General features: G+C 65.4%; 11 protein-coding genes and 2 pseudogenes. 12 read left to right on the top strand and 1 reads right to left on the bottom strand.

Annotated elements, in window-relative coordinates:
• Both EOA29_RS05140 and EOA29_RS05135 read left to right on the top strand, forming a co-directional pair.
• Positions 1-783 (top strand): annotated as a pseudogene (locus EOA29_RS05140) (phenylalanine--tRNA ligase subunit beta); the annotation flags it as partial.
• A gap of 106 nt (positions 784-889) precedes the next feature.
• On the top strand, positions 890-1,492 hold the full coding sequence (locus EOA29_RS05135; RefSeq protein ID WP_126090879.1) for a nucleotidyltransferase family protein: 603 nt from the start codon (positions 890-892) through the stop codon (positions 1,490-1,492).
• Positions 1,493-1,786: 294 nt separating this feature from the next.
• On the opposite strand, the gene EOA29_RS05125 is transcribed toward EOA29_RS05135, so the two are convergent.
• Positions 1,787-2,782: an aldo/keto reductase gene (locus tag EOA29_RS05125; protein WP_126090881.1), complete on the bottom strand. Its 996-nt coding sequence runs from the start codon at positions 2,780-2,782 to the stop codon at positions 1,787-1,789.
• A gap of 96 nt (positions 2,783-2,878) precedes the next feature.
• Between EOA29_RS05125 and EOA29_RS05120 the strand changes: the two genes are divergently transcribed.
• The 10 genes and pseudogenes from EOA29_RS05120 to EOA29_RS05070 all read left to right on the top strand — a co-directional run.
• Complete coding sequence (locus tag EOA29_RS05120; RefSeq protein WP_126090882.1) at positions 2,879-3,769, top strand: LysR family transcriptional regulator; 891 nt, start codon at positions 2,879-2,881, stop codon at positions 3,767-3,769.
• Positions 3,770-3,914: 145 nt separating this feature from the next.
• Positions 3,915-4,487, top strand: a complete 573-nt coding sequence (locus EOA29_RS05115) for a cytochrome b (protein WP_126090883.1) — start codon at positions 3,915-3,917, stop codon at positions 4,485-4,487.
• A gap of 58 nt (positions 4,488-4,545) precedes the next feature.
• Positions 4,546-5,121 carry a YceI family protein gene (locus tag EOA29_RS05110; protein ID WP_126090884.1) on the top strand — a complete coding sequence of 192 codons (576 nt, stop codon included), beginning with the start codon at positions 4,546-4,548 and terminating at the stop codon, positions 5,119-5,121.
• A 279-nt stretch (positions 5,122-5,400) separates the two neighbouring features.
• Positions 5,401-6,387 carry a Gfo/Idh/MocA family oxidoreductase gene (locus tag EOA29_RS05105; RefSeq protein ID WP_126090885.1) on the top strand — a complete coding sequence of 329 codons (987 nt, stop codon included), beginning with the start codon at positions 5,401-5,403 and terminating at the stop codon, positions 6,385-6,387.
• A 36-nt stretch (positions 6,388-6,423) separates the two neighbouring features.
• Positions 6,424-8,079, top strand: a complete 1,656-nt coding sequence (locus tag EOA29_RS05100; protein WP_126090886.1) for an FAD-binding dehydrogenase — start codon at positions 6,424-6,426, stop codon at positions 8,077-8,079.
• 246 nt (positions 8,080-8,325) lie between these two features.
• The gene (locus tag EOA29_RS05090) at positions 8,326-8,646 is read left to right on the top strand and encodes a hypothetical protein (RefSeq protein WP_245464833.1); all 321 of its coding nucleotides are present in this window, start codon (positions 8,326-8,328) and stop codon (positions 8,644-8,646) included.
• Positions 8,647-8,692: 46 nt separating this feature from the next.
• Complete coding sequence (locus EOA29_RS05085) at positions 8,693-9,589, top strand: RNA polymerase sigma factor (RefSeq protein WP_126090887.1); 897 nt, start codon at positions 8,693-8,695, stop codon at positions 9,587-9,589.
• Positions 9,590-9,721: 132 nt separating this feature from the next.
• Positions 9,722-10,357, top strand: coding sequence for a Pr6Pr family membrane protein (locus tag EOA29_RS05080; RefSeq protein ID WP_126090888.1), 636 nt, complete (start codon positions 9,722-9,724; stop codon positions 10,355-10,357).
• A 415-nt stretch (positions 10,358-10,772) separates the two neighbouring features.
• The gene (locus EOA29_RS05075; protein ID WP_126090889.1) at positions 10,773-11,078 is read left to right on the top strand and encodes a helix-turn-helix transcriptional regulator; all 306 of its coding nucleotides are present in this window, start codon (positions 10,773-10,775) and stop codon (positions 11,076-11,078) included.
• Positions 11,075-11,680 (top strand): annotated as a pseudogene (locus tag EOA29_RS05070) (proton-conducting transporter membrane subunit); the annotation flags it as partial. The gene EOA29_RS05075 and the pseudogene EOA29_RS05070, both read left to right, overlap by 4 nt.
• Positions 11,681-11,798: the final 118 nt, after the last annotated feature.

Here is an 11,798-nt window from a genome sequence, read left to right as displayed (position 1 = left end):
GACATGCGGCCCTCGGTGCTGCCCGGGCTGATCGCCGCCGCGCAGCGCAACGGCGATCGCGGCATCGGCGACGTGGCGCTGTTCGAGGTCTCCGGCACCTATGAGGGCGATGGGGCCGACCAGCAGCGGCGCGTCGCCGCCGGCGTGCGGCGCGGCACCGCCAAGCTCGACGGTTCGGGCCGCAGCTGGGCCGGCAATTCCGGACCTGTCGGCGTGTTCGACGCCAAGGCCGATGCGATCGCGGCGCTTGAAGCCTGCGGCGCGCCGGTCGACCGGCTGCAGCTCGAGCCCGGCGGTCCTGCCTGGTACCATCCGGGACGTTCCGGCACGATCAAGCTCGGGCCGAAGACCGTGCTCGGCACTTTCGGCGAGTTCCATCCGAGGACGCTGGACGCGCTCGACGCGTCGGGGCCGATCTGCGGCTTCGAGATCTATGTCGACGCCGTGCCGGAGCCGAAGGCCAAGCCGACACGCACCAAGCCGAGGCTGGAGCTGTCGCCGTTCCAGGCAGTGAAGCGCGACTTCGCCTTCGTCGTCGACAGGTCGGTCGAGGCCGGCACGCTGGTGCGGGCAGCTTTGGCCGCCGACAAGAAGCTGGTCACCGGCGTCTCGGTGTTCGACGTCTTCGAGGGCGCTGCGCTGGGTGCGGCAAAGAAGTCGATCGCCATCGAAGTCTCGATCCAGCCTGTCGAGAAGACGCTGACCGACGAGGATTTCGAGGCGCTGGCAAAACGCATCGTCGACAACGTCAACAAGCAGACGGGCGGCGTGCTCAGAGCTTAGAAAGGCTCTCATCTTACGCAATTCCGGACGGAAACCGCTACGCACTTTTTCCTGGAATTGCTTGTGAGGATTGCCGGCAGGTGGCGAATCGTCCTCCAAAGGGGCGATGCACCATCTCCGTTATTCCGGCCTTCCTTTCGAGGAGCAGCGCGCGGCCTTTCTCGCCATCGTCACGGCCGATGCGCTGCTGGCCGAAACGCTCGCACGGGTTCGCGCGCTTGCGCTGCCGGATTGGCTGGTGGTTTCCGGCGCGCTCTACAACAGCGTCTGGAATCATCTGACCGGCAAGCCGCCGGGCTACGGCATCAAGGACGTCGACCTGTTCTATTTCGACGACGCCGACCTCTCCTACGAGGCCGAGGATGCGGTGATCCGCCGGGCGGCGAAGCATTTCAAGGGCCTGGCGCTGCCGGTCGAGGTGCGCAACCAGGCGCGGGTGCATCTGTGGTATCCGAAGAAATTCGGGCAGGAGTGCCCGCGCTATACGAGCGCCAGCGAGTCGGTGAGCTACTTTGCCTCGACGGCGCATGCGGTGGGGGTGCGGTTCGATGGAGACGGGGCGTTGGAGCTGGTTGCACCGTTCGGGCTCGACGACCTTTTTTCGTTTCGCATCGTGCCGAACCGGGTGATGGACAACCAACGGACGCATGAGGCGAAGGGCAGCAGGGCGCGGGAGACTTGGCCTGAGATTAGTGTGGTGCCGTGGTAGGGCTGAAGCCCCATCGCCAAGCGGATAAGGAGCCTAATGTCGGCGGGACAGCACCCCCCTCTGCCCTGCCGGGCATCTCCCCCGCAAGGGGGGAGATTGGCAGCTTCGTCCGCGGCGCTCTTTTGCAACGTTGGCGATTAGCGAAAGCAAGGGCGACATCTGATCTCACCCCTTGCGGGGGAGATGGCCGGCAGGCCAGAGGGGGATGCCTCGCGCCAACGTTTCAAACATTTGCGTCGCAAGTGCAAAGAGGGGCCGCCGAAGCGGCCCTCTCGATTGCCCAGTGATCCGGTTTCACCCATTCACCAGCGCCAGCAGCTCTTCCGTGTAGCGCTTGCCGACCACCTTGTCGGGCGACAGCGCATCGCCGATCGCCGCGACCTCGGCCGCGCTCAGCGCGATCCCCGCCGCCGCCGTGTTCTGCTCCAGATGGCGGAGCTTTCGCGCACCGGGGATCGGTACGATGAAATCGCCCTGGTGCAGCACCCAGGCGAGCGCCAGTTGCGCCGACGTCACGCCCTTTTCCGCCGCCATTTTTTCCAACACCGCGATGACGGCGTTGTTGGCTTCCATGGCCTCGGCCTGGAAGCGCGGCAGGCCGAGGCGCCAGTCGCCGGCGCCGAGCGCATCCGGCTTGCTGAGCGTGCCGGTGAGCAGGCCGCGTCCGAGCGGGCTGTAGGGCACGAAGCCGATGCCGAGCTCGCGGCAGACAGCGAAGACCTCGTCCTCGGGATCGCGGCTCCACAGCGAATATTCGCTCTGCACGGCGGCGATCGGGTGCACGGCATGGGCCCGGCGGATGGTCGCCGCACTTGCCTCCGACAGGCCGAGCGCGCGTACCTTGCCCTCGCGCACCAATTCGGCCATGGCGCCGACCGTGTCCTCGATCGGCACGTTCGGATCGACGCGGTGCTGGTAATAGAGGTCGATGACATCGGTGCCGAGCCGCTTCAGCGAGGCTTCGGCCACCGCCTTGACGTGCTCGGGGCGGCTGTCGACACCGGCCATGCGGTCGGTGCCCGTGCCCTCATCGAGAATCTTGAAGCCGAACTTGGTGGCGATGGTCACCTTGTCACGCACCGGCTTCAGCGCCTTGCCGAGCAGAATCTCGTTCTCATAAGGGCCGTAGACCTCGGCCGTGTCGAAGAAGGTGACGCCGATCTCGACGGCGCGGCGCAGCGTGGCGATCGCTTCCGCCTCCGGCTGGCCGCCATAGCCGAAGCTCATGCCCATGCAGCCGAGGCCGACGGGGAAGACTTCGAGTTCAGTTCCGAGTTTGCGGGTTTGCATGGCGCATCTCCTTGTTGCGATGAGGGAGAGATAGCGCCTCGCAATGCGTTCGATAATTCTGTCTCTTTTGCACAGCTTGCTCTATAAAATAGATCAATGAATCGAACGAACCTTTCCCAGCTCGCGGTGCTCGCGGCCGTCGCCCAATGCGCCAGCTTCCGCGGCGCCGCGCGCGAGCTCGGCATCGCACCGTCGGCGGTGAGCCACGCGGTGTCGAGCCTCGAGGCGCGGCTCGGCGTGCGGCTCTTGGCGCGCAGCACGCGCAGCGTCTCCCCGACCGAGGAGGGCGCGCAGCTCTTGGAGCGCCTGCGGCCAGCGCTGTCCGAGATCGACCTGGCGCTGGAAACAGCGGTCGAGGCGCGCGACCGACCAGCCGGGAATCTCAGGCTCAGCGTGCCGCGCACCGCCGCGCATCTGGTGCTGACGCCACGGCTCGGCGCCTTCACTGCCGCCTATCCCGAGATCGTGCTGGAGATCGTCATCGAGGACCGCTTCACCGACGTGGTCGAAGGCGGGTTCGACGCCGGCGTGCGCCTCGGCGAAAGCCTGCAGCGCGACATGATCGCGGTGCGCATCGGGCCCGACCTTCGCGGCGCCGTGGTCGGCGCGCCGTCCTATTTCGAGGCGAGGCCGAAACCTCGCCATCCGCGCGATCTGGCCGATCACCGCTGTATCCGCTTCCGTTTCTCCAGCGGCATCCTCTACCGCTGGGAGTTCGAGAAGGATGGCGAAGAGATCGAAATTGCCGCGCAAGGGCCGCTGATCCTCGACGAGGACCATCTGATCGCCCGGGCGGCGGTCGACGGCGCCGGGCTCGCCTTCGTCTTCGAGCCCTATGTGTGGGCGCCGCTCGCCGACGGCAGGCTGATCCGCGTGCTGGAAGATTGGTGCCCGTCCTTCGACGGCTTCTTCGTCTATTATCCGAGCCGCCGCCAAATGCGGCCGGCGCTGAGGGCCTTCGTCGACTTCTTCAGGGTCAGCGGTTAGCCTACCCTCCCCCTTGTGGGGAGGGTCGATCCGCATAGCGGATCGGGGTGGGGGTTCTCGTAGGGCGCTACCCCGTCGCTTCGCGCCGACCCTCCCCACAAGGGGGAGGGTGGAAGAAAGCCGGAAGCGAAGGCGTTTGCACACCATGCAATCATCCATCACCAACACCACGACCCGTTATGGCTGGGCGATGATCATCCTCCACTGGCTGATCGGCGCGATCTTCATCGGCCAGTTCGTGCTCGGCTTCGTCATGGTGCGGATCGAAAGCCAACGGACGTCCTTCGAGCTGATCCAGTTGCACAAATCCTTCGGCTTCCTGCTGCTTGGGCTGATCATCCTGCGCATCGCCTGGCGGCTCGGCAACGCGGCGCCGGCCTTGCCGGTTTCGGTCGGAACACTAGAGCGCAAGGCGGCGCCGCTCGCTCATTTCGCGCTCTATGTCTTCCAGATCGCGCTGCCCCTTTCCGGCTGGGCGCTGGTTTCGGTCTCGACGCTGGAAATCCCGACCATGCCGTTCAACCAGTTCGTAATGCCCAACCTGCCGCTCACCGAATCCGACGCCGCCGAAAGCTTCTGGTCCGCCGCGCACTGGTATCTCGCCTATGCCGGCATCGCGCTGGTCGCGCTGCATATAGCGGCGGCGCTGCGCCACCATTTCCTGCTGCGCGATACTGTGCTGAGGCGCATAATCACGCCTTCGTCAGGCGGGGAATAGAGCGGGCCAGTCATACGTTGATGGGGCAAGAACGCGTATCTCCGAAAGGAACGAACCCATGACCGCGCGCATCCTCGGATTGGCGGCCTTTGCCGCTTGCCTTGCCATGCCTGTCTACGCGGCCGTCGCTCTCAGCGACGCCGCCGGCAGCTACACGATCAGCTCCTCGGGCTCCAGCATCCACTTCACCATCGGCAAGGCCGGCGGCGGCGGCTTCGACGGCGCCTTCGGCCGCTTCAAGGGCACGATCCGCATCGACAACAGCGATGTCGGACGCTCGAAGGTCGACCTCACCATCTATCCGGAAAGCGTCGGCACCGGCCAAGGCCGCATCGATGCCTTCCTGCGCTCCGACGCGGTGTTCGACAGCGCCAACAACCCGGAGATCCAGTTCCGCTCGACAAACGTGACACGCACCGGCGACACGACGGCCCTTGTCACCGGCCGCTTGACGGCGCGCGGCAAGACGTTTTCGGAAAAGTTCACGGCCGAGCTCGACGGATTGAAGTCCGGCACGATCAAGTTCCATGTCACCGGCAAGGTGCTGAGGTCGCGCTACGGCATGGATGTCGGCACGCCGCTCTATTCCAACGTCGTCGACTTCAACATGACGCTGATGGGCAGACGAGGCTAGGCGCGACCCTTTTCCTTGCTCCCGCGAAGGCGGGGGAGAGGTGGCTCGGGCGAAGCCCGAGACGGAGCGGGGGACGCCCTCCGCGACGGCAAAGCCGTCTGAGAAGTTGGCGGCTATCAGGCAGCTTCGACTCCGGGGCCGGCTCTTTACGAAGTCCCCTCTCCGTCCCGGCTTCGTCGGGCTCCCCACTTCGTGGGGCGAGGAACTGGCGCACCGCATTGGCTTTTCCGCCGATTTCGGGCAAACCTCGTCGCCTGTAAATCGACATGGAGAAGCACGATGTTCCGATGGGGTGTTCTGTCGACGGCCAAGATCGGCCGCGAGCAGCTTTTGCCGGCGATCGTGGATTCGGAAAACGGCGTGCTGTCGGCGATCGCCAGCCGCGATCTGTCGAAGGCCCGCGCGCTGGCCGACCGCTTCGGGGCCCGCCATGCCTTCGGCTCCTATGAGGAGCTGCTCGCCTCGAAGGACGTCGACGGTGTCTACATCCCGCTGCCCACCTCGCAGCATGTCGAATGGGCAGCAAGGGCGATAGAAGCCGGCAAACATGTGCTGGTCGAGAAGCCTCTCGCACTCGACGCCAAGGACATCCCGCCGCTGATCAAGCTGCGCGACGAAAAGAAGGTGCTGGTCTGCGAGGCCTTCATGGTCGTCTACCACCCGCAATGGATCAAGGTGCGCGACCTCATCGCCGACGGCGCCATCGGCCGGCTGCGCCATGTGCAGGGCGCGTTCTCCTATTACAATGTCGACCCGAAGAACATGCGCAACCAGCTCGACCTGGGCGGCGGCGCGCTGCCCGACATCGGCGTCTACCCAACGGTGTCGACGCGGTTCTCGACCGGCAAGGAGCCGGTCCGCGTCCAGGCCAATATCGAGCGCGACAAGACCTTCGGCACCGACATCTATTCCTCGATCCGCGCCGATTTCGGCGACTTCGAATTGTCCTTCTACCTCTCGACGCAGATGGCGGCGCGCCAGGTGATGGTGTTCCACGGCGAGAAGGGTTTCATCGAAGTGTTATCGCCCTTCAATGCCGGGCTCTACGACCACCACCGCATCGAACTGCACAACCAGAACCACACTGAGGCGCAGGTGTTCCGCTTCCCCGGCACCCAGCAATACCGGCTGGAATGCGAAGCCTTCGTCCGCGCCGCCCAGGGCGGCAAGGACCGCGTCTTCACGCTGGAGGAATCGGTGCTCAACCAGAAGGTCATCGACGCCATCTTCCGCGCCGGCGACAAGGACGGCTGGGAACCAGTCTGACAGGTCGCCAACAGGACGCTTGGGGGGAGAAAGAAGATGGCTGACGACGCGGACGTGATCATTGTCGGCGCGGGGCTTGCCGGCCTCGTCGCCGCGGCCGAGCTTGCCGAGGCCGGCAAAACAACCGTCATCGTCGACCAGGAACCGGAGCAATCGCTGGGCGGCCAGGCCTTCTGGTCGTTCGGTGGACTTTTCCTGGTCGATTCGCCCGAGCAGCGACGCATGCGCATCCGAGATTCGCACGACCTTGCGCTCGAGGACTGGATGGGCACCGCAGCCTTCGACCGTCCGGAAGATTTTTGGCCGCGCAAATGGGCGGAAGCCTATGTCGGCTTCGCCGCCGGCGAGAAACGCTCCTGGCTGATCGAGAGGGGCTTGAAATTCTTCCCCGTGGTCGGCTGGGCCGAGCGCGGCGGCGGCAATGCCAGCGGCCACGGCAATTCGGTGCCGCGCTTCCACATCACCTGGGGCACCGGGCCCGGCATAATCGAACCCTTCGTCCTGCGCGTGCGCGAGGCGCAAAAGCGTGGACTCGTCCAATTCAAGTTTCGCCACCGGGTCAATGAGATCACGCGCACCGGCAAGACGGTGACCGGCGTGCGCGGCGACGTGCTGGAGGCAAGCAGCGTCGAGCGCGGCCACAAGAGCTCGCGCGATGTCGTGGGCGATTTCGAGTTCCACGCGCAAGCGGTGATCGTCGCTTCAGGCGGCATCGGCGGCAATCATGAGCTGGTGCGCAAGAACTGGCCGCAGCGTCTGGGCGCGCCGCCAAAGCGGATGATCACCGGCGTACCCGACCACGTCGACGGCCGCATGCTGGCAATCAGCGAAGCGGCCGGCGGGTCGATCATCAACCGCGACCGCATGTGGCACTATGTCGAGGGGATCAAGAACTGGGCGCCGATCTGGACCGAGCACGCGATCCGCATCCTGCCCGGCCCGTCGTCGCTCTGGCTCGATGCACGCGGAAAACGGCTGCCGGTGCCGCTCTATCCGGGCTTCGACACTCTAGCCACGCTCAGCCACATCATGAGCACCGGCTTCGATTATTCCTGGTTCATCCTGACCAAGAAGATCATCCAGAAGGAGTTCGCGCTGTCGGGCTCCGAGCAGAACCCGGACCTCACGGGAAAAAGCTGGCGGCAGGTGCTGGGTCGCGCGACATCGGGCATTCCCGGCCCGATGAAGGCCTTCATGGAAAAGGGCGAGGATTTCATCGTCGAGACGGACCTTTCGAACCTGGTCAAGCGCATGAACGCGCTGGCCGGCGAGCCGCTGCTGGAGGCCGCGCAGGTCGAGCGCGAGATCCGCGCCCGCGATATGCAGCTCGACAACCCGTTCTCCAAGGATGCGCAGATCACCGCGCTGCGCGGCGCCCGCGCCTATCTCGGCGACAGGCTGATCCGCACGGCGAAGCCGCACAAGATGCTCGATCCGGAAAGCGGCCCGCTGATTGCGGTCCGCCTCAACATCCTCACCCGCAAGACGCTGGGCGGCCTGCAGACCGACCTCGACAGCCGCGTGCTCGATGCCGCCGGACAGCCGGTGCCCGGGCTCTACGCGGTTGGCGAGGTCGCCGGCTTCGGCGGCGGCGGCGTGCACGGCTATGCGGCGCTCGAAGGCACCTTCCTCGGCGGCTGCATCTTTTCCGGCCGCAGCGCCGGACGGGCGGCGGCCAAGGCGGTCGCCTGAGCAGTCTCCCCCCTTGAGGGGGAGATGGCCGGCAGGCCAGAGGGGGTCGTCTCACATAGATCGCCAACGCGGTCTGTTATCGCGAAAGGCGTCGGCGTTCCACGCGCGGCGGCCCCCTCTGTCGCCTTCGGCGACATCTCCCCCTCAAGGGGGGAGATTTGGCGGTGCCAGGTCAAAAAAGTCTCCGACAGCGAATCCTTTCGGCCGCACGAAACGTCTTCCTTGGACCAACCAAAGGAGACGACCATGAACCACAATCTCATCCGCTACGGCGTGAAGGACACCGGCATCGCCGAGAACCGGGCGCTGGTGGCGAAAGTGTTCGAAGCGCTGGATGAAACGAGGCCGCAATCCGTGCGATATCTCGTGCTCGAACTCGACAACGGCGAATTCGTCCACATCGTCGGTTATGAAAAAGACAGCTCGGCGCTGACCGAACTCGACGCTTTCAAGGCCTTCGGCGCCGATCACGCCGAGCGACGCTCGACACCGCTGGCCAGGTCGGCGGCGAAGATCATCGGCAACTATCATATGCTGGCGAAAGCCGACGAGGCCGTGTCGGCCTGACGGGTACGATATGGCTCGCGGGCCGGCGATCAAGAGAACGGGAACGATGAGCACAGCGAAATTCGACCGCGCGGCGCTTGAAGCCATGCTCGTCGGCCTGCGCCCGAAACTGCATCGCTACGCGGCCCGCATGGCCGGCTCGACGATCGAGGGCGAGGACATCGTCCAGGAGGCGGCGGTGAAGGCGCTTGCCGCGCACGACGGTGGCGCCGCGGTCGAGCGCCCCGAGCAGTGGCTGTTCCGCATCGCCCACAATGCGGCGCAGGATCATCTGCGCCGCCGCCAGCGGGAGCGCTCCCGCGTGACCGAGGCCGACATGACCGGAATGGAAGACCTCTCCGCCAGCGCGGAGGCGAGGCTTGCGGCGGCGGCGAGCCTGCGCAGCTTCATGCGGCTTACGCTGGCGCAGCGCAGCGCGGTGATCCTGGTCGATGTGCTCGGCCTCAGCCTCTTTGAAACCTGCGAGGTGACGGGCGCGACACTCGCCGCCACCAAGGCTGCGCTGCATCGCGGCCGGGCGGAGTTGAAGGCGCTGGCATCGGCGCCGGATGACATGCCGGTGCCCAGGCTCGATCCGGAAGAGGAGCGCCGGCTGCGCCGCTACATCGACCTGTTCAACGCGCGCGACTTCGATGGGGTCCGGGCGCTGATCGCCGAGGATATCCAGGTCGACGTCGTCAACCGCACCCGCTTGCGCGGCAAGAAGGAAGCTTCGACCTATTTCGGCAATTACGACCGCGTCAGCGACTGGGCGTTGCAGCTCGGCTTCGTCGATGGCCAGCCGGCGATCCTGATCCGCAATCCGCAGGCGGACAATGCGGTGCGCGGCTTCGTGCTTCTCGAATGGCGCGGCGACGAGGTCGTCCGCATCCGCGATTTCCGCCACGCGCCTTATTGTGTGACGGAGGCGGGTATCCTCTTCGTTTCCGGTGAGCGGGCATGACTGGATACCGCGAAGATCGGCTCGCCGGATTTCCGCCGCTCCCCTCTCCGATCCGGGCCGAGTTTCCTCCAGCCACCGGCACGTCTATAAGTCCGCATCGGGCGGAGCGTTGAGCAGAACGGACACGAGGACGTGACGCAGGCTGGTCCCGAAACGCACGGCACCTCGGCACGGGTCCTCGCAGCGATTATCGCATTGGCGGCCTGGGCTGGCATAGCGGTGCATTTTCACGCGCTCGCCGACGGGCCGGCATCGTGGCCCGGGGTGGTTTGGACCCTGCTCGGCTATTTCACGGTCACGACCAATCTTTTGGTGGCAATCGTGTTCACCGGCGTTGCGGCGAAGGCGCGGTTCGCCACGCCATGGCTGCTTGGCGCGACCTTGCTCAACATCCTGCTCGTCGGCGTCGTCTATGGGCTCCTGCTGCAGGGCCTGAAGGAATTAACGGGCGGCTCGCAACTCGCCAACGTCCTGCTTCATCGGGTGACGCCGGCTCTGACGACTGTTTTCTGGCTAGGCTTTGTCCGTAAGGGATCGCTTACCTTGCAAGCCCCGTTTCTCTGGGCGCTCTACCCGATCGGCTACCTCGTCTACGCCCTGTTTCGCGGCGCGGTGGAGAACCGCTATCCCTATCCCTTTATCGATGTCGCCAGGATCGGCTGGGAACAGACACTCGTCAACAGCCTCCTGATCGCCCTCGGCTTCGTGGCGGCGGGAGAGGTGCTGGTCTGGCTCGACCGACGGCTCGGCGGAAAGACAAGGTCGTAAGCGGCTCGCCAGAGGCGGCTGGCCGCCGGCACAGCATCCGCAATCGATATTCCGGCCGGCACTCGTCGCGCTGAAGTCCCCTATCATCGGACTGGCCATCTGTTGCTGCTGTCTTGCCGTGTATCTCAGGCCGGAGGCGCCTGGGGCGCGGAATCAAAGCGCGCCGCTGAAAGACGGATTCAGGCGACGCGCTAAGATCTTTGTTTTGATGCGTGTCACTTCCTCAAACCGCTGCGCAGTTTTGGGCGACATGCATTTGGGGCGATAGCGATCAAGAGATCCTGCGACGCGACCAACCTCGCTCACGCTACCATCAACATCCATGTCTCAAACATCATTTATTGACGATGAGGCACTTTAATGTATGCTACAGATTCGAGACCTCATATTTTAAACTGAGCAAGAAAGTTCGTCGGTGATAACCGCACCGCAATTGCGCGCCGCCAGATCGCTGCTGGGCATCGATCAGCGCCGGCTTGCCGAATTGTCCGGCCTGTCGGTGCCAACGATCCAGCGCATGGAAGCCAGCGGCTCGATCATCCGGGGCAACGTCGATTCGCTGATGAAACTGATCGCGGCGCTCGAGGTGGCCGGCATCGAACTGATCGGGGAAGGCGCGGTCAGCCAGGGCGGCGGGCGCGGTGTGCGGCTGAAAGCCGGCTTCGGCACGGCCAAGGCGCCAGACGCCGCCTATGCCGAGCCCGGCGGGAGCCTGCCGTGATTTCGACCGTTGCTCTTCTGTTGTGCGGTCCCGCAGCGCTTCTGGGCACGGCCGTCCTGGCCGGAGCCATCAGCCGACGTGCCTCGGCGACGCGTCTGGTCTATGGCGCCGCGCTCGCCATCTCGGCCGCCCTGCTCGTCATCGTCGCAGGCCATCTCATGGGCAATCCCGGCGAGGTGTCCGCCGTCACCTTGCCGCTCGGCCTGCCATGGACCGGCGCCCGGTTCCGTCTCGACGGCCTGTCGGCCTTCTTTCTGATCGTCGTCAACCTGGGCGGCGCGGTCACCAGCCTCTACGGCCTTGGCTATGGTCAGCACGAATCGGCGCCGCATCGCGTGCTGCCCTTCTATCCGGCCTTTCTGGCCGGCATGAACCTTGTCGTGCTGGCCAACGACGCCTTCGCCTTCCTGCTGTCCTGGGAATTCATGTCGCTCGCCTCCTGGGCGCTGGTCATGGCGCACCACCGCGACGAGGCGAACAGGCGGGCTGCCTACATCTATCTGGTGATGGCAAGCTTCGGCACGCTGGCGCTGCTGCTGGCCTTTGGCCTGCTGGCGGGGCCGGCGGGAACCTATGCGTTCGACGCCATGCGCACGGCGCAACCCGGCCCGCTCGCCGCCGGCGCGCCCAACAGGTCGAACACCACGCGGACGAAGCCGTAGATGGCGACCTTGGTCATGATGCCGCTCATCAGCGCCGAGACGTGGCTCGGCGCTGATG

Origin of the sequence: Mesorhizobium sp. M1E.F.Ca.ET.063.01.1.1, assembly GCF_003998155.1 — a bacterium.
Classification (GTDB): domain Bacteria; phylum Pseudomonadota; class Alphaproteobacteria; order Rhizobiales; family Rhizobiaceae; genus Mesorhizobium.
Note: the sequence above shows the minus strand (reverse complement) of the source record. Positions and strands in the feature narration are given on the sequence as shown.

Coding starts and splice junctions, on each gene's coding strand:
- EOA29_RS05120 (WP_126090882.1), top strand. CDS start 2,879: ATGAATCGAACGAACCTTTCCCAGCTCGCGGTGCTCGCGGCCGTCGCC.
- EOA29_RS05110 (WP_126090884.1), top strand. CDS start 4,546: ATGACCGCGCGCATCCTCGGATTGGCGGCCTTTGCCGCTTGCCTTGCC.
- EOA29_RS05100 (WP_126090886.1), top strand. CDS start 6,424: ATGGCTGACGACGCGGACGTGATCATTGTCGGCGCGGGGCTTGCCGGC.
- EOA29_RS05085 (WP_126090887.1), top strand. CDS start 8,693: ATGAGCACAGCGAAATTCGACCGCGCGGCGCTTGAAGCCATGCTCGTC.
- EOA29_RS05090 (WP_245464833.1), top strand. CDS start 8,326: ATGAACCACAATCTCATCCGCTACGGCGTGAAGGACACCGGCATCGCC.
- EOA29_RS05105 (WP_126090885.1), top strand. CDS start 5,401: ATGTTCCGATGGGGTGTTCTGTCGACGGCCAAGATCGGCCGCGAGCAG.
- EOA29_RS05115 (WP_126090883.1), top strand. CDS start 3,915: ATGCAATCATCCATCACCAACACCACGACCCGTTATGGCTGGGCGATG.
- EOA29_RS05135 (WP_126090879.1), top strand. CDS start 890: ATGCACCATCTCCGTTATTCCGGCCTTCCTTTCGAGGAGCAGCGCGCG.
- EOA29_RS05125 (WP_126090881.1), bottom strand. CDS start 2,782: ATGCAAACCCGCAAACTCGGAACTGAACTCGAAGTCTTCCCCGTCGGC.